Origin of the sequence: Microterricola viridarii (assembly GCF_900104895.1) — a bacterium.
Lineage (GTDB): Bacteria > Actinomycetota > Actinomycetes > Actinomycetales > Microbacteriaceae > Microterricola > Microterricola viridarii.
Genome location: NZ_LT629742.1, coordinates 1,070,381 through 1,086,192 on the forward strand (window position 1 = coordinate 1,070,381; position 15,812 = coordinate 1,086,192).

At 64.3% G+C, this 15,812-nt stretch carries 27 protein-coding genes; 26 read left to right on the top strand and 1 reads right to left on the bottom strand.

Annotated elements, in window-relative coordinates:
• The first annotated feature begins 8 nt into the window (after positions 1-8).
• Positions 9-1,202 (top strand): elongation factor Tu, encoded by a 1,194-nt coding sequence (tuf, locus tag BLT62_RS04830; protein ID WP_083363048.1) that lies wholly within the window; start codon positions 9-11, stop codon positions 1,200-1,202.
• Between the two features lie 79 nt (positions 1,203-1,281).
• Here tuf and BLT62_RS04835 read toward each other — a convergent pair whose 3' ends face one another.
• The gene (locus BLT62_RS04835) at positions 1,282-1,761 is read right to left on the bottom strand and encodes an OsmC family protein (protein WP_083363049.1); all 480 of its coding nucleotides are present in this window, start codon (positions 1,759-1,761) and stop codon (positions 1,282-1,284) included.
• A gap of 103 nt (positions 1,762-1,864) precedes the next feature.
• Here BLT62_RS04835 and BLT62_RS04840 point away from each other — a divergent pair, with 103 nt between their 5' ends.
• The 25 genes from BLT62_RS04840 to map all read left to right on the top strand — a co-directional run bounded on the left by BLT62_RS04840 (position 1,865) and on the right by map (position 15,803).
• Positions 1,865-2,047: an antitoxin gene (locus BLT62_RS04840; RefSeq protein WP_083363050.1), complete on the top strand. Its 183-nt coding sequence runs from the start codon at positions 1,865-1,867 to the stop codon at positions 2,045-2,047.
• 129 nt (positions 2,048-2,176) lie between these two features.
• Positions 2,177-2,896 carry a YoaK family protein gene (locus BLT62_RS04845; RefSeq protein ID WP_083363051.1) on the top strand — a complete coding sequence of 240 codons (720 nt, stop codon included), beginning with the start codon at positions 2,177-2,179 and terminating at the stop codon, positions 2,894-2,896.
• 421 nt (positions 2,897-3,317) lie between these two features.
• Entirely contained in the window at positions 3,318-3,626 is a 309-nt protein-coding gene (gene rpsJ, locus BLT62_RS04850) for a 30S ribosomal protein S10 (RefSeq protein WP_005050520.1), read from the top strand.
• Between the two features lie 10 nt (positions 3,627-3,636).
• A complete protein-coding gene (gene rplC, locus BLT62_RS04855) occupies positions 3,637-4,296 on the top strand; it encodes a 50S ribosomal protein L3 (protein ID WP_083363052.1) in 660 nt (219 codons plus the stop codon).
• A gap of 4 nt (positions 4,297-4,300) precedes the next feature.
• Positions 4,301-4,960 (top strand): 50S ribosomal protein L4, encoded by a 660-nt coding sequence (rplD, locus tag BLT62_RS04860; RefSeq protein WP_083363053.1) that lies wholly within the window; start codon positions 4,301-4,303, stop codon positions 4,958-4,960.
• Positions 4,957-5,259, top strand: a complete 303-nt coding sequence (gene rplW, locus BLT62_RS04865) for a 50S ribosomal protein L23 (RefSeq protein WP_055834670.1) — start codon at positions 4,957-4,959, stop codon at positions 5,257-5,259. Before rplD ends, rplW begins: the two co-directional genes overlap by 4 nt.
• Positions 5,260-5,275: 16 nt before the next feature.
• Positions 5,276-6,115: a 50S ribosomal protein L2 gene (gene rplB / locus BLT62_RS04870; RefSeq protein ID WP_083363054.1), complete on the top strand. Its 840-nt coding sequence runs from the start codon at positions 5,276-5,278 to the stop codon at positions 6,113-6,115.
• Positions 6,116-6,127: 12 nt separating this feature from the next.
• Positions 6,128-6,409, top strand: coding sequence for a 30S ribosomal protein S19 (rpsS, locus tag BLT62_RS04875; protein WP_047405419.1), 282 nt, complete (start codon positions 6,128-6,130; stop codon positions 6,407-6,409).
• A 26-nt stretch (positions 6,410-6,435) separates the two neighbouring features.
• Complete coding sequence (gene rplV / locus BLT62_RS04880) at positions 6,436-6,801, top strand: 50S ribosomal protein L22 (protein WP_067225646.1); 366 nt, start codon at positions 6,436-6,438, stop codon at positions 6,799-6,801.
• Positions 6,801-7,565 (top strand): 30S ribosomal protein S3, encoded by a 765-nt coding sequence (gene rpsC, locus BLT62_RS04885; protein WP_067225650.1) that lies wholly within the window; start codon positions 6,801-6,803, stop codon positions 7,563-7,565. The genes rplV and rpsC overlap by 1 nt, the downstream gene beginning before the upstream one ends.
• 2 nt (positions 7,566-7,567) lie before the next feature.
• Entirely contained in the window at positions 7,568-7,987 is a 420-nt protein-coding gene (gene rplP, locus BLT62_RS04890) for a 50S ribosomal protein L16 (RefSeq protein ID WP_083363055.1), read from the top strand.
• The gene (rpmC, locus tag BLT62_RS18295; protein WP_083363056.1) at positions 7,987-8,307 is read left to right on the top strand and encodes a 50S ribosomal protein L29; all 321 of its coding nucleotides are present in this window, start codon (positions 7,987-7,989) and stop codon (positions 8,305-8,307) included. Before rplP ends, rpmC begins: the two co-directional genes overlap by 1 nt.
• Before the next feature lie 2 nt (positions 8,308-8,309).
• On the top strand, positions 8,310-8,615 hold the full coding sequence (gene rpsQ, locus BLT62_RS04900) for a 30S ribosomal protein S17 (protein WP_083363057.1): 306 nt from the start codon (positions 8,310-8,312) through the stop codon (positions 8,613-8,615).
• A gap of 33 nt (positions 8,616-8,648) precedes the next feature.
• Positions 8,649-9,017: a 50S ribosomal protein L14 gene (gene rplN / locus BLT62_RS04905; protein ID WP_047405432.1), complete on the top strand. Its 369-nt coding sequence runs from the start codon at positions 8,649-8,651 to the stop codon at positions 9,015-9,017.
• Positions 9,018-9,020: 3 nt separating this feature from the next.
• A complete protein-coding gene (rplX, locus tag BLT62_RS04910) occupies positions 9,021-9,380 on the top strand; it encodes a 50S ribosomal protein L24 (protein WP_083363058.1) in 360 nt (119 codons plus the stop codon).
• Positions 9,380-9,958, top strand: a complete 579-nt coding sequence (rplE, locus tag BLT62_RS04915) for a 50S ribosomal protein L5 (protein ID WP_104474253.1) — start codon at positions 9,380-9,382, stop codon at positions 9,956-9,958. The genes rplX and rplE overlap by 1 nt, the downstream gene beginning before the upstream one ends.
• Positions 9,959-10,098: 140 nt before the next feature.
• Positions 10,099-10,497 carry a 30S ribosomal protein S8 gene (rpsH, locus tag BLT62_RS04920; protein ID WP_083363059.1) on the top strand — a complete coding sequence of 133 codons (399 nt, stop codon included), beginning with the start codon at positions 10,099-10,101 and terminating at the stop codon, positions 10,495-10,497.
• Between the two features lie 6 nt (positions 10,498-10,503).
• Positions 10,504-11,040, top strand: a complete 537-nt coding sequence (gene rplF, locus BLT62_RS04925) for a 50S ribosomal protein L6 (protein WP_083363060.1) — start codon at positions 10,504-10,506, stop codon at positions 11,038-11,040.
• A 2-nt stretch (positions 11,041-11,042) separates the two neighbouring features.
• Entirely contained in the window at positions 11,043-11,414 is a 372-nt protein-coding gene (gene rplR / locus BLT62_RS04930; RefSeq protein WP_083363061.1) for a 50S ribosomal protein L18, read from the top strand.
• Positions 11,411-12,106 (top strand): 30S ribosomal protein S5, encoded by a 696-nt coding sequence (gene rpsE / locus BLT62_RS04935; RefSeq protein WP_083363062.1) that lies wholly within the window; start codon positions 11,411-11,413, stop codon positions 12,104-12,106. The genes rplR and rpsE overlap by 4 nt, the downstream gene beginning before the upstream one ends.
• Positions 12,106-12,291 carry a 50S ribosomal protein L30 gene (gene rpmD, locus BLT62_RS04940; RefSeq protein WP_083363063.1) on the top strand — a complete coding sequence of 62 codons (186 nt, stop codon included), beginning with the start codon at positions 12,106-12,108 and terminating at the stop codon, positions 12,289-12,291. The genes rpsE and rpmD overlap by 1 nt, the downstream gene beginning before the upstream one ends.
• Positions 12,291-12,857: a 50S ribosomal protein L15 gene (rplO, locus tag BLT62_RS04945; RefSeq protein ID WP_083363064.1), complete on the top strand. Its 567-nt coding sequence runs from the start codon at positions 12,291-12,293 to the stop codon at positions 12,855-12,857. The genes rpmD and rplO overlap by 1 nt, the downstream gene beginning before the upstream one ends.
• 125 nt (positions 12,858-12,982) lie before the next feature.
• Positions 12,983-14,305, top strand: coding sequence for a preprotein translocase subunit SecY (gene secY / locus BLT62_RS04950; protein ID WP_083363065.1), 1,323 nt, complete (start codon positions 12,983-12,985; stop codon positions 14,303-14,305).
• On the top strand, positions 14,302-14,943 hold the full coding sequence (locus tag BLT62_RS04955) for an adenylate kinase (RefSeq protein ID WP_083363066.1): 642 nt from the start codon (positions 14,302-14,304) through the stop codon (positions 14,941-14,943). Before secY ends, BLT62_RS04955 begins: the two co-directional genes overlap by 4 nt.
• An 8-nt stretch (positions 14,944-14,951) precedes the next feature.
• Positions 14,952-15,803 carry a type I methionyl aminopeptidase gene (map, locus tag BLT62_RS04960; RefSeq protein ID WP_083363067.1) on the top strand — a complete coding sequence of 284 codons (852 nt, stop codon included), beginning with the start codon at positions 14,952-14,954 and terminating at the stop codon, positions 15,801-15,803.
• Positions 15,804-15,812: the final 9 nt, after the last annotated feature.

A 15,812-nucleotide genomic window follows, 5' to 3' on the forward strand; every position in this document is an offset into this window, starting at 1 on the left:
GACCCACAGTGGCCAAGGCCAAGTTCGAGCGGACCAAGCCGCACGTAAACATCGGAACGATCGGTCACGTTGACCACGGTAAGACCACGCTGACTGCAGCGATCTCGAAGGTCCTGGCAGACAAGTTCCCGTCCGCCACCAACGTGCAGCGCGACTTCGCTACCATCGACTCCGCTCCCGAGGAGCGCCAGCGTGGTATCACGATCAACATCTCGCACGTTGAGTACGAGACCCCGAAGCGCCACTACGCGCACGTCGACGCCCCGGGTCACGCTGACTACATCAAGAACATGATCACCGGTGCTGCTCAGATGGACGGCGCAATCCTCGTGGTTGCCGCTACTGACGGCCCGATGGCTCAGACCCGTGAGCACGTTCTGCTCGCCAAGCAGGTCGGCGTGCCGTACCTGATGGTCGCGCTGAACAAGTCCGACATGGTTGACGACGAAGAGATCCTTGAGCTCGTTGAGCTCGAGGTTCGCGAGCTCCTCTCCAGCCAGGGCTTCGACGGCGACGAGGCCCCCGTGGTCCGCGTCTCCGGCCTGAAGGCTCTCGAGGGCGACGAGAAGTGGACCCAGGCTGTCCTGGACCTCATGACCGCTGCTGACGAGCACATCCCGGACCCCGTCCGTGACCGTGACAAGCCGTTCCTCATGCCCGTCGAGGACGTCTTCACCATCACCGGTCGTGGAACGGTCGTCACCGGCCGCGCCGAGCGTGGAACCCTGAAGATCAACTCCGAGGTCGAGATCGTCGGCATCCGCCCGACGCAGAAGACCACGGTCACGGGTATCGAGATGTTCCACAAGCAGCTCGACGAGGCCTGGGCCGGCGAGAACTGTGGTCTGCTGCTCCGCGGCACGAAGCGTGAAGACGTCGAGCGTGGCCAGGTTGTCGTTCAGCCCGGTTCCGTGACGCCTCACACCAACTTCGAGGGCACCGCCTACATCCTGTCCAAGGATGAGGGTGGCCGTCACAACCCGTTCTACGCGAACTACCGTCCGCAGTTCTACTTCCGTACCACGGACGTCACCGGCGTCATCACGCTGCCCGAGGGCACCGAGATGGTCATGCCCGGCGACACCACCGACATGACCGTTGAGCTGATCCAGCCCATCGCCATGGAAGACGGCCTCGGCTTCGCCATCCGTGAGGGTGGCCGCACCGTTGGCGCCGGCACGGTGACCAAGGTCCTCAAGTAGTTTCTACTGGTTGATCCCTGATGGGGTCGAGCCTTCGGGCTCGGCCCCATCAGTCTTTTAACGCCGTCGAGCGCTGCCGTCAGTGCAGCGGTTCGCCGTTCACGGTCGTGCTCAGTTCGATGCTGTCGCCGACGCTGCGCGCCACGGTGCAGCTGGCCGCGATCGAGCGGCCGATGATCGCCAGCAGCTTCTGCTTCTCGGCATCGCTCAGCCCGCCCAGCTCGAGCAGCATCTCCTCCTCGATCGCGAAGTAGCGCTCCTCGGCCGGGTCCGAGTCGCCGTGCGCCCAGACGGTGGAGGCGAAGTCGTCGCCGAGCCGGCGGGCCGTCGCCCGATCCGAGCTCATCCCCGCGCAGCCGGCCAGCGCCAGCTTGAGCAGCTCGCCAGGGGTGAAATGGCCGGGCGCGTCGACGGGCCCGATCAAGACCTCGCTGCCGCGTGCGTTGCGACCGAGGTATCGCCGCGTGCCCGTGCGGGTGGCGCTCACGCTGGCCGGCCCGCTCCGGGCAGAGGGGGCGGCAGGTGGTGCGGCAGTGGGTGGTTCCGAGAATTCGCTCATGCCCCATTGTGCGGCAGCGGTCCCCTGTACATATTCAGGGAGCGGAACAAGAATGGAGGTATGCGCGCCGCTTGGCACGCGTGCCGCGACGAAAGGGGCGAGTATGGGTATCGAAGATCTGACCAACCAGGCCAAGGATTTCCTGAAGAGCGAGCAGGCTGAAGGCATCAGCGACAAGCTCCTCGACGGGGCGGCCGGCCTCGCCAACAAGGTCAGCGGCGACAAGTTCGCCGACCACGTCGACACCGCGCGCAACGCGGCCGACGGAGCCGTCGGCAACGAGTAGAGGCTTCCCGGGAGCAATCCCACAAATCCTGGGCGGGGCCGAGCGCAAGCTCGGCCCCGCTTTGCTGTGCACGCCCGCCGCGGCGGGGCCGCAGCGCGGGCTTCGCTAAAGTCGTCTGCGGAGGTCACCATGACGGATGCCACGCGCGCCCCATTCGACAAGAAGCAGGCCGATCGCTTCTACCTGCCCGCGCTGCTCCTGCTCACGCTCGCCACCGGCGTCGTCGACGCGGTCAGCTACCTCGCGCTGGACAGGGTCTTCACCGGCAACATGACCGGCAACGTGCTGTTCATCGGCTTCGCCCTGGCGGGGGAGGGCGGCATCCCGCTGCTGAACAACACGCTCGCGCTGGCCGGCTTCCTGCTGGGCGCGCTCGTGGCCGCACGCGTGCTGAGGGGCAGAAGGCACGCCAGCCGGCTGCCGACCGCCAACCTCGTCGTCTTGGTCGGCGGGGCCGCGTTCACCGTCGCCCTGGCCGTGTTCTGGCTCCTCGTCGGCGCCCTGGACGAGGGCGCGATGCTCGGGGTCACCGCGGTGCTCGCGCTCGTCATGGGCGCACAGGCGGCGAGCGTGCGCTCGACGGGCATCAGCGACGTGAGCACGATCGTCGTCACCAGCACCCTGGCCAACCTCGCGATCGACAGCCGGCTCTCCGGCGGGCCGGGCGAGAAATGGCCGCGGCGCGTCTTCGCCGTCGTCGCGATGGGCGCTGGCGGCGCGATCGGCGCACTGCTGCTCCGCTTCACCGGGCACGGGGCAATCCCGCTGCTTGTGGCCGGCCTTGTCATGCTCGCCTGCGTGCTGCTGCTGCACCGGGCGCGAACCCGTGAACTCGCTGCATCCGCCTGATCCGAGCACGGCGACTGCCCCGGAATGACGGGGGAGTCGCGCCCGCCGAGCGCGACACGCCCGGGTTGCACTTGCCCCTGATTTGTGGCAAACTTGTCCAGTTCAACATTTCCGTCGTTCGTGCTGCGCACAGCGACGGGATCACTGCCAGGTAGTGCATAGTTTCGCCCCGGTTCTCCGCTGTGAGAACCGATCGAGCTAGGCCGCGGGGAGCAGAACAAACTTCATCACAGCCATGCCCAGAGCTTCGCTCTGCGCCGTGACGGCCTCGGCCAGAACAGTGGGGTGATGAGGGTGGTGCGGGCCTCGGCCCAGAGCCGCCCGATTGACAGATAAATAGTGGTGCGACTTACGAAGTACTACGACGGCGTCCAATGCAGCCAACCGGATGTAAGACGCCTTGACAGAGAGAGAGTCAGACATGGCGGGACAGAAGATCCGCATTCGACTTAAGTCTTACGACCACGAGGTAATCGATACCTCCGCTCGCAAGATCGTTGACACGGTCACCCGTGCTGGTGCCACCGTTGTTGGCCCGGTACCGCTTCCGACCGAGAAGAACGTGGTGTGCGTCATCCGTTCACCTCACAAGTACAAGGACAGCCGGGAGCACTTTGAAATGCGCACCCACAAGCGTCTGATCGACATCATCGACCCGACGCCCAAGGCCGTCGACTCGCTTATGCGTCTCGACCTGCCGGCAGACGTCAACATCGAGATCAAGCTCTAAGGGGGCCGGGATGTCTTACGCAGATACGAAGACCTCCAAGGGACTGCTCGGCACGAAGCTCGGCATGACCCAGGTCTGGGACGAGAACAACAAGCTTGTTCCCGTTACCGTCATTGAAATCGCCCCGAACGTGGTCACCCAGGTTCGCAACGTCGAGACCGACGGCTACCTCGCCGTCCAGATCGCGTCCGGCCAGATCGACCCGCGCAAGGTGAACAAGCCTGCCGCTGGTCACTTCGAGAAGGCTGGCGTCACGCCTCGCCGTCACGTCACCGAGGTTCGCACCGCGGATGCCGCTGACTACAGCGCTGGCCAGGAGCTCACCGTCGAGGGAACCTTCGAGGCCGGCCAGCTGGTCGACGTCATGGGCACCTCGAAGGGCAAGGGTTTCGCCGGTGTCATGAAGCGTCACAACTTCAAGGGTGTTTCCGCTTCGCACGGTGCACACCGCAACCACCGCAAGCCCGGTTCCATCGGTGCTTCCTCGACCCCGAGCCGTGTCTTCAAGGGCATGCGCATGGCCGGTCGCATGGGTGGAGAGCGCGTCACCGTGCTCAACCTCAAGGTGCACTCGGTTGACGCCGAGAAGGGCCTCCTGCTGGTCAAGGGCGCCGTTCCCGGTGCTCGCGGCCGTCTCGTTTTCGTTCGCAACGCAGTGAAGGGGGCGTAACCAGATGGCTACCGCTACCAACACCATCGACGTCGTCGACGTGAAGGGCAAGAAGGCCGGCTCCATCGAGCTGCCCGCCGAGCTCTTTGACGTTCCGACGAACGTTCCGCTCATCCACCAGGTCGTTGTCGCGCAGCTCGCTGCCGCACGCCAGGGCACGCACAAGACCAAGGGTCGCGGCGAGGTTTCTGGTGCAGGCCGCAAGCCGTTCAAGCAGAAGGGAACCGGTCGCGCTCGTCAGGGCTCGATCCGCGCCCCTCAGATGACCGGTGGTGGAATTGTCCACGGCCCGACGCCTCGTAACTACGAGCAGCGCACCCCCAAGAAGATGATTGCCGCTGCTCTGCTCGGCTCGCTCTCGGACCGCGCTCGTGGAGCACGCGTGCACGCTGTCGAGTCTCTCGTTCTGAACGAGACCCCGAACACGCAGGCCGCTCTTGGGCTCCTCGCTCACGTCGCAACCTCGAAGCACGTTCTCGTCGTGCTCGAGCGCGGTGACGTTGCGAACGCCAAGGCCGTGCGCAACATCCCGTCGGTGCACGTGCTGCAGGCCGACCAGCTGAACGCCTACGACGTGCTCGTCTCTGACGACATCGTCTTCACCAAGGCTGCGCTCGAGGCGTTCATCGCTTCGAAGAGCAAGAAGGAAGAGGTCTCCGCATGAGCGCCACTCAGAACAAGGACCCGCGCGACGTCATCATCGCTCCGGTCGTTTCCGAGAAGAGCTACGGCCTGATCGACCAGGGTAAGTACACCTTCGTCGTGGACCCCCGCTCGAACAAGACTGAGATCAAGCTCGCTATCGAGAAGATCTTCAACGTCGAGGTCGCGTCCATCAACACCCTGAACCGTCAGGGCAAGACCCGCCGCACCAAGTTCGGCATGGGCAAGCGCAAGGACACCAAGCGTGCCATTGTCACGCTCAAGTCCGGTTCCATCGACATCTTCACGGCTGTCGGCTAGGGAGCAGAGGAAAAACATGGCTATTCGTAAGTACAAGCCCACGACCCCGGGTCGTCGCGGATCTTCTGTTGCGGACTTCGCAGAGATCACCCGCTCGACCCCCGAGAAGTCGCTGCTGCGCCCGCTGCCCAAGACCGGTGGACGTAACAACCAGGGACGCATCACGACCCGTCACATCGGTGGTGGCCACAAGCGCCAGTACCGTGTCATTGACTTCAAGCGCAATGACAAGGACGGCATCAACGCGAAGGTCGCTCACATCGAGTACGACCCCAACCGCACTGCACGTATTGCTCTTCTGCACTACGTCGATGGCACGAAGCGCTACATCATCGCTCCGAACAAGCTGTCGCAGGGTGACATTGTCGAGTCGGGTCCCGGCGCTGACATCAAGCCCGGCAACAACCTGCCGCTGAAGAACATCCCCACCGGTACCGTGATTCACGCTATCGAGCTCCGCCCCGGTGGCGGCGCGAAGATGGCCCGCTCGGCCGGTGCATCGGTTCGTCTCGTCGCCAAGGACGGCCCCTACGCGCAGCTTCGTCTGCCGTCGGGCGAAATCCGCAACGTCGACGCACGCTGCCGCGCCACGATCGGCGAGGTCGGCAACGCCGAGCAGTCGAACATCAACTGGGGTAAGGCCGGCCGTATGCGCTGGAAGGGCGTTCGCCCGACCGTGCGTGGTGTCGCTATGAACCCGGTCGACCACCCGCACGGTGGTGGTGAGGGTAAGACCTCCGGTGGACGTCACCCGGTCAGCCCCTGGGGCCAGAAGGAAGGCCGCACACGCAAGCGCAACCTTCCCAGCGACCAGCTCATTGTTCGTCGACGCAATGTCGGCAAGAAGCGTAAGTAGGAGTTGTAGAAGATGCCACGCAGTCTTAAGAAGGGCCCCTTCGTTGATGACCACCTGCTCCGCAAGGTGATCACGGCGAACGAAGCCAACAACAAGAACGTGATCAAGACCTGGTCGCGCCGCTCGATGATCATCCCCGCCATGCTGGGACACACCATCGCAGTGCACGACGGTCGCAAGCACATTCCGGTGTTCGTCACCGAAACCATGGTCGGGCACAAGCTCGGCGAGTTCGCGCCCACTCGCACCTTCCGTGGTCACGTGAAGGACGACAAGAAGGGCCGTCGCCGCTAACGCGGTGACGTGAAGGAGGAGAAGAAATGGTGGAGTCGATCGCACGCGTGCGACACATCCGCGTCACCCCCCAGAAGGCTCGTCGCGTTGTCAACCTGATCCGCGGCAAGCAGGCACAGGAAGCTCTGGCAATCCTGAAGTTCGCCCCTCAGGGTGCGAGCGAGCCCGTGTACAAGCTGGTTGCCTCGGCAATCGCCAACGCGCGAGTCAAGGCAGACGCCTCGAACACCTTCCTTGATGAGCAGGATCTGTTCATCTCGCAGGCATTCGTGGACGAGGGTGCAACCCTCAAGCGTTTCCAGCCGCGCGCACAGGGCCGCGCATTCCAGATTCTGAAGCGCACCAGCCACATCACTGTTGTGCTCACCACTCCTGAGGAGGGCACGAAGTAATGGGTCAGAAAGTAAACCCCTATGGCTTCCGTCTGGGAATCACCACCGACCACGTGTCGCGTTGGTTCTCTGACAGCACGAAGCCCGGGCAGCGTTACCGCGACTTCGTCGCGGAAGACGTCAAGATCCGTCGCATGCTGAGCACCTCGCTCGACCGTGCCGGCGTTTCGCGCATCGAGATCGAGCGCACCCGTGACCGTGTCCGCGTCGACATTCACACCGCCCGTCCGGGCATCGTGATCGGTCGTCGTGGTGCAGAGGCCGAGCGCATCCGCGCCGACCTCGAGAAGCTCACGAAGAAGCAGATCCAGCTGAACATCCTCGAGGTCAAGAACCCCGAGGCCGACGCTCAGCTCGTTGCTCAGGGCATTGCCGAGCAGCTCTCCGCACGTGTGGCCTTCCGCCGCGCAATGCGTAAGGGCCTGCAGGGCGCTCAGCGGACCCCCGCAGTCAAGGGTGTTCGTATCCAGGTCTCCGGCCGCCTCGGCGGCGCCGAGATGAGCCGCTCGGAGTTCTACCGCGAAGGCCGTGTGCCCCTGCACACCCTGCGCGCGAACATCGACTACGGCTTCTACGAGGCAAAGACCACCTTCGGCCGCATCGGCGTGAAGGTCTGGATCTACAAGGGTGACATCACCAACAAGGAACTCGCTCGCGAGCAGGCGAACCAGAAGTCGTCGCGCCCCGAGCGTCGTGACGACCGCCCGCGCCGTGCACCCCGTGCAGAGGCACAGGCGCCGGTCGCAGCAGGAGTTGAGGCATAACCATGTTGATTCCACGTAAAGTCAAGCACCGCAAGCAGCACCACCCGGGTCGTAGCGGCCAGGCCACCGGTGGCACCAAGGTTTCCTTCGGTGAGTTCGGTATCCAGGCCCTGACCCCCGCTTATGTGACCAACCGTCAGATCGAGTCCGCTCGTATCGCCATGACGCGTCACATCAAGCGTGGCGGAAAGGTGTGGATCAACATCTACCCTGACCGTCCGTTGACCAAGAAGCCGGCCGAAACCCGCATGGGTTCCGGTAAGGGTTCCGTCGAGTGGTGGGTCGCTAACGTCAAGCCGGGCCGCGTGCTCTTCGAGGTTGCCGGTGTCCCCGAGACACTGGCCCGCGAGGCACTGACCCGTGCAATTCACAAGCTGCCCCTCAAGGCACGCATCATCAAGCGCGAGGAGGGCGACGCATAATGGCGATCGGATCCAAGGAGCTCGCAAGCGTCGAGCTGGACACATTTGAAGACGAGCGTCTCGTCGACGAGCTGAAGAAGGCCAAGGAGGAGCTGTTCAACCTGCGCTTCCAGTCGGCCACCGGTCAGCTCGAGAGCCACGGCCGCCTGCGTGCGGTCAAGCGCGACATCGCTCGTATCTACACGGTTCTCCGTGAGCGCGAGCTGGGCATTCGTGCCACGCCCGCACCGGTCGAGGTTCCTGCCAAGGCTGAGAAGAAGACCAAGGCCAAGAAGGACGCCGCTGAGGCTCCTTCGGCTGAAGAGACGAAGGAGGCCTAGTCATGGCTGAGACCAAGAAGGCTGCTGCAGCCGAGGTCGCCGAGACGACCGAACTCGCTCGCGGCTACCGCAAGACCCGTCGTGGCTACGTCACCAGCGACAAGATGGACAAGACCATCGTCGTTGAGGTCGAAGACCGCGTGAAGCACCCCCTGTACGGCAAGGTCATCCGCCGCACGTCCAAGGTGAAGGCTCACGACGAGCTGAACTCCGCGGGCATCGGCGACCTCGTTGTCATCAGCGAGACCCGCCCCCTCAGCGCCTCCAAGCGCTGGCGCCTGGTCGAGATTCTCGAGAAGGCCAAGTAAGCCCTCGGGCTTGCTTCGTAGAAGGAGTTAGAAGTGCTTCAGCAAGAATCACGGCTCAAGGTTGCCGACAACACAGGCGCCAAGGAGCTTCTCACCATTCGCGTTCTCGGTGGCTCCGGCCGCCGCTACGCCGGCATCGGTGACGTCATCGTTGCCACCGTCAAGGACGCAATCCCCGGCGGCAACGTCAAGAAGGGCGACGTCGTCAAGGCTGTCGTCGTGCGCGTCAAAAAGCAGACCCGTCGTCCCGACGGTTCCTACATCAAGTTCGACGAGAACGCCGCAGTGATCCTGAAGAACGACGGTGACCCCCGCGGTACCCGTATCTTCGGCCCGGTCGGCCGTGAGCTTCGTGACAAGAAGTTCATGAAGATCATCTCGTTGGCACCGGAGGTTATCTAAGTCATGGCGAACATCAAGAAGGGTGACCTCGTAGAGGTCATCACCGGCCGCCGCCAGGAAAAGGGCGGTGACCGCGGCAAGCAGGGCAAGGTCATCCAGGTCCTCGTTGAGAAGAACCGCGTGATCGTGGAGGGTGTCAACTTCGTCACCAAGCACGTTCGCGTCGGCCAGACTCAGGGTGGCACCAAGACGGGCGGCATCGAGAAGCACGAGGCATCGATCCACGTGTCCAACGTTGCGCTCGTCGACCCCGAGACCAAGAAGCCCACGCGCGTCGGTTTCCGCAATGAGGAAGTAACGAAGGACGGCGTCACCAAGACGGTCCGCGTTCGTTACGCCAAGAAGTCAGGTAAGGACCTCTAATGACTGACATCGCTACTGGCAAAATCCAGCCGCGTCTCAAGGCGAAGTTCCAGGGAGAGATCTCTGACGCTCTGAAGGCCGAGCTCGGCCTGACAAACGTCAACCAGATCCCCGGACTCGTCAAGATCGTCGTGAACATGGGTGTCGGTGAGGCAGCCCGCGATGGCAAGATCATCGATGGCGCTGTTGCCGACCTGACCAAGATCACCGGTCAGAAGCCGCAGGTCACCAAGGCTCGCAAGTCGATCGCCCAGTTCAAGCTGCGTGAGGGCCAGCCCATCGGCGCCCACGTCACGCTTCGTGGCGACCGCATGTGGGAGTTCCTGGACCGCACGCTGTCCCTCGCTCTGCCCCGCATCCGCGACTTCCGCGGCCTGTCGGACAAGCAGTTCGATGGCAACGGCAACTACACCTTCGGTCTGACCGAGCAGGTTATGTTCCACGAAATCGACCAGGACAAGATCGACCGCGTTCGCGGCATGGACATCACTGTTGTGACGACTGCCAAGAACGACGAACAGGGTCGCGCGCTGCTCAAGGCGCTCGGCTTCCCGTTCAAGACGGCCGAGAACTCCTAGTAGTATCTATAGGTTGGCTCCTTGCTTGCGCAGGGAGCCAACCTAATACCGGGCGTATGCAACCGCATGCGCCCCAGCACCACAGGTCGGCGCCCTTGTAAAGCGCGTCGAAACCTGGTGAATGAAGGAAATGCATCCATATGACGATGACAGATCCGGTCGCAGACATGCTGACCAGACTGCGCAACGCTAACTCGGCGTACCACGACACCGTGTCTATGCCGCACAGCAAGCTCAAGTCGCACATTGCTGAAATCCTCAAGCGTGAGGGTTACATCTCCGGCTTCGAGGTCACCGACGCGAAGGTCGGACAGACCCTCACGCTGGCCCTCAAGTTCGGCCCCAACCGTGAGCGCTCGATCGTTGGCATCAAGCGTGTCTCGAAGCCCGGCCTCCGCGTTTACGCAAAGTCGACCGAGATCCCCACGGTTCTCGGTGGCCTCGGTGTTGCCATTCTGTCCACCTCCAGCGGCCTCCTCACGGACCGCCAGGCCGAGAAGAAGGGCGTGGGTGGGGAAGTCCTCGCCTACGTGTGGTAACCACCTATGTCACGTATTGGTCGACTTCCCATTGACATTCCCGCAGGCGTCACTGTGACGATCTCGGGCCAGAACGTCGCCGTCAAGGGCCCGAAGGGCGAGCTCTCGCTCGTCATCGCCAGCCCGATCGAGGCCAAGGTCGAGGAGAACCAGGTTCTGGTCACTCGCCCCGACGACGAGCGCGCATCGCGTTCGCTGCACGGCCTCACGCGCACGCTCATCGCAAACAACATCATCGGCGTCACCGAGGGCTACTCCAAGGGCCTCGAGATCGTCGGCACCGGTTACCGCGTCGCGCAGAAGGGCAACTCGCTCGAGTTCGCTCTCGGCTTCTCGCACCCCGTCACGGTTGACGCCCCTGAGGGCATCACCTTCACGGTCGAGGGCAACACCAAGCTCACCGTTGCAGGCATCGACAAGCAGGCCGTCGGTGAGGTTGCCGCCAACATCCGCAAGATCAAGAAGCCGGAGCCCTACAAGGGCAAGGGCATCCGCTACGCCGGCGAGGTTGTCCGTCGTAAGGCCGGAAAGGCTGGTAAGTAACCATGGGTCTCGGAACCAGAGGAAAGAGCAAGTCGGCTGCGCGCACACGTCGCCACACCCGACTTCGCAAGAAGATCGAGGGCACCGCGGTTCGTCCGCGCCTCGTCGTCAACCGTTCGGCTCGTCACATCTTCGTGCAGGTCGTGGACGACAGCAAGGGCCACACCGTGGCCTCGGCGTCGACCATGGAAGCAGACATGCGCACCTTCGACGGCGACAAGTCGGCCAAGGCCCGCAAGATCGGCGAGCTCGTCGCCGCGCGCGCGCAGGCTGCCGGCATTGACGCAGTCGTTTTCGACCGTGGTGGTAGCAAGTACGCAGGTCGTATCGCTGCTGTTGCCGATGGAGCGCGAGAGGCAGGGCTCAAGCTGTGAGCGAGATTACTAAGGAGCAAGAGGTGGCTGTAGAGGCACCGGTGGAGACCGCTGCGTCGACGGCTCCCGCCCAGAACGAGCGTGAGGCTCGTCGCGGCGGCCGTGAGCGCAACCCCAACCGCGGCGATCGCGGAGCCCGCGACGCTGAGAAGAGCCAGTTCCTGGAGCGCGTTGTCACCATCAACCGCGTGTCGAAGGTCGTCAAGGGTGGTCGTCGCTTCAGCTTCACCGCTCTCGTCGTCGTCGGCGATGGCAACGGACTCGTTGGCGTTGGCTACGGCAAGGCCCGCGAGGTCCCGACCGCCATCTCCAAGGGCGTCGAGGAGGCAAAGAAGAACTTCTTCCGCGTCCCCCGCGTCGCCAGCACCATCCCGCACCCCGTGCAGGGTGAGGCTGCAGCCGGCGTCGTCCTGCTGCGTCCGGCCGCTGCCGGTACCGGTGTTATCGCCGGTGGCCCGGTTCGCGCCGTCCTCGAGTGCGCTGGCATCCACGACGTTCTGAGCAAGTCGCTCGGTTCTTCGAACACGATCAACATCGTGCACGCAACCGTCGCAGCCCTGCAGCAGCTCGAGGAACCTCGTGCAGTTGCCGCCCGTCGTGGGCTCCCCTACGACGAGGTCGCCCCGGCTCGTCTGCTTCGTGCAGAGGCTCAGGCAGCCGAGGCCGCCGCAGCAGCGAAGGCAGGTGCGTAATGGCCGCGCAGCTCAAGGTTACGCAGATCAAGTCCAAAGTTAGTGAGAAGCAGTACCAGCGCGACACGCTTCGCAGCCTGGGTCTCAAGCGCATCGGTGACGTTGTCGTTCGTGAAGACACCCCGCAGAACCGCGGGTACGTCAAGACTGTCGCTCACCTTGTCAAGGTCGAGGAGATTGACTAATGGCTGACGCCAAGGAAACAGCAGAGAAGGACGCCGTCAAGGCTCCGGCCAAGAAGGCCGCAACCAAGGCTCCGGCCAAGGCTGCAGCTGCCAAGGCTCCGGCCAAGGCTGAGGTCGTCGAGGCCCGCGAGCAGGTTCTGAAGGTGCACCACCTTCGTCCGGCTCCCGGCGCCAAGAAGGCCAAGACCCGCGTTGGTCGTGGTGAGGGATCCAAGGGTAAGACCGCGGGTCGCGGCACCAAGGGCACCAAGGCCCGCTACCAGGTTCGTATCGGCTTCGAGGGTGGGCAGATGCCTCTGCACATGCGCACCCCCAAGCTGCGCGGCTTCAAGAACCCGTTCCGCGTTGAGTACCAGGTTGTCAACCTGGACAAGCTCGCCGAGCTCTACCCCACCGGTGGAGACGTCACCATCAGCGACCTGGTCGCCAAGGGTGCGGTGCGCAACAACGAGAAGGTCAAGGTTCTCGGCGAGGGCGACATCAGCGTTAAGCTGAATGTCACCGTCGACAAGGTCTCCGGCTCCGCCGAGGCCAAGATCGTCGCCGCTGGCGGATCAATCAACTAAAAGCACCAGTAGTTGTAACGAGCCTGCCGGGACCTCGCGTAGTATTCGTGGGGGCCCGGCAGGCTCGATTCACACAATGGGTGTGATTGCAGTGACTGATTCTTCACGGAATTACAGGAGGCCTTGTGTTTAGCGCCATCGCGCGGATCTTCCGCACGCCCGATCTTCGCAGGAAGATCGGATTCACCTTGGGCATGGTTGCCCTGTTCCGACTGGGCTCGTTTATCCCGGCGCCGTTCGTTGACTTCAACAGCGTGCAGCAGTGTCTCGCGGCTACCTCGGACACCTCTGGTCTCTACGAGCTCGTCAACCTGTTCAGCGGTGGAGCCCTCCTCCAGCTCTCCATCTTCGCGCTGGGCATCATGCCGTACATCACGGCCTCGATCATCGTGCAGCTGCTGCGCGTGGTCATCCCACACTTTGAGACCCTCTACAAGGAGGGTCAGTCGGGTCAGTCAACGCTGACGCAGTACACCCGATACCTCACCATCGCGCTGGCAGTGCTGCAGTCGACCACTCTGATCACCGTCGCCCGCAGTGGCGCGCTGTTCGGCAGCTCTGGCGGCCCGGCATGTACCCAGCTGCTGACCAACGACGCCTGGTACGCCATCATGCTGATGGTCCTCACGATGACCGCCGGTACCGGTGTCATCATGTGGATGGGCGAGCTCATCACCGAGCGCGGCGTCGGCAACGGCATGTCGCTGCTGATCTTCACCTCGATCGCCGCCATGTTCCCGAACTCGCTCGGCCGCATTGCCGCATCCAAGGGCTGGGGAACCCTCGCCATCGTGATCGCCATCGGGCTCGTGGTCGTCGCCGCCGTCGTCTTCGTCGAGCAATCGCAACGACGCATCCCGGTGCAGTACGCCAAGCGCATGGTGGGGCGCCGCACCTACGGCGGCAACAACACCTACATCCCGATCAAGGTCAACATGGCCGGCGTGATCCCCGTGATCTTCGCCTCCTCGCTGCTCTACCTGCCCGCACTGATCGCGCAGTTCAACCAGCCGGCACCCGGCCAGGAGCCGCAGCCGTGGGTGCTCTGGGTCACCGCGAACCTCACCGGCGGCGGCCAGCCCCTCTACATGGCGCTGTACTTCCTGCTCATCGTCGGCTTCACCTACTTCTACGTCGCCATCACCTTCAACCCTGAAGAGGTCGCTGACAACATGAAGAAGTACGGTGGCTTCATCCCCGGCATCCGTGCCGGTCGACCCACCGCCGAGTACCTCGACTATGTGCTCACCCGCATTACGCTTCCCGGCGCGCTGTACCTGGGCATCATCGCCCTGCTGCCGCTGGTCGCGTTCTCCGCGGTCGGCGCCGACCAGAACTTCCCGTTCGGCGGCGCGTCCATCTTGATCATCGTTGGTGTTGGTCTCGAGACGGTCAAGCAGATCGACTCGCAGCTGCAGCAGCGTCACTACGAAGGGTTGCTGCGATGAGCACTACCACCGCAGAGAGCAACATCGCCCGGGGCGCACGCCTCCTGATCGTCGGCCCGCCCGGCGCCGGCAAGGGCACTCAGGCCAAGCGCATCGGCGCGACGTTCGGGATCCCCGACATCTCGACCGGCGACATCTTCCGCTTCCACATCACGAACGAGACTGAGCTCGGCCTGCGCGTCAAGGCGATCGTCGCCGCCGGCGACTACGTGCCGGACTCGCTCACCAACGAGATCGTGGCCTCTCGCCTCGACGAGGCGGACGCCGCCAACGGCTTCCTCCTCGACGGCTACCCCCGCACGCTGGAGCAGGTGCACTACCTGGACGCGCTGTTGGAGAAGAAGGGTCAGCCCCTCGAGGCCGTGATCCGCCTGGTCGCCGACCAGGAGGAGCTCATCGCCCGGCTCACCAAGCGCGCCCACGAGCAGGGCCGCGCCGACGACACCGAAGAGGCCATCCGCCACCGCCAGGAGGTCTACCTCCGCGAGACCGCCCCGCTCGTCGAGGTCTTCCGCGAGCGTGGCCTGCTGATCGACGTCGACGGCCTCGGCAGCGTCGACGAGGTCGGCGACCGCATCAGCGCAGCACTGCAGGCAGCGGGAATCGGCTCAGCCGACTCCGCCGCCGTCGCTTCCTAGGGCTCTCCGTGGGATTCCGTCGCGCCTCGATCTACAAGTCAGCCGCCGAGCTCCGGCAGATGGTGGCGCCCGGCCTGGTCACGGCCGCCGGCCTCGACGCGGTGCGCAACAGCATCCGCCCGGGCATCACCCCGCTTGAACTCGACGCCATCGCCGAGGCCGCGATCATCGCGGCCGGCGGGGTCTCGAACTTCCAGATGGTGCCAGGCTACAGCCACACGCTGTGCATCTCGGTGAACGCCGACGTCGTGCACGGCATCCCGAGCAGCCGTCCGCTCGAGCCCGGCGACATCGTCTCCGTCGACGGCGGCGCCGACGTCGCCGGGTGGAGCGGCGACTCGGCTTTCACCGTCGTGGTCCCGGACCCCAGCCGACCCGAGCTGGTCGCCGCCCGGCAGCACCTCTCCGATGTCACCGAGGGCTCGCTCTGGGCAGGCATCGCCCGCCTGGCCCGCGCGCGCCACCTCAACGAGGTCGGCGACGCGGTGCAGGGCTACGTCGAGGCCAACCCCGCGCCCGGCCGCGACGAGCCGTACGGCATCCTGACCGACTACATCGGCCACGGCATCGGCCGCAGCATGCACGAGGAGCCCCCGGTGTTCAACTACCGGGTGCGCCAGAAGGGCCCGGAGGTCAAGCCCGGCCTCGTCGTCGCCATCGAGCCGATGGTCGTCGCCGGAGACATCGACACGTTCACCCAGGACGACGAGTGGACCGTCACCACCGAGGACGGCAGCGACGCCTCGCACTGGGAGCACAGCGTCGCCGTGCACAGCGGCGGCATCTGGGTGCTCACCGCCGTCGACGGCGGTGCCGCGAAGCTCGCGCCGCTCGGCGTGGTCCCCGTCCCGATTCCCTAGCGGAGCACG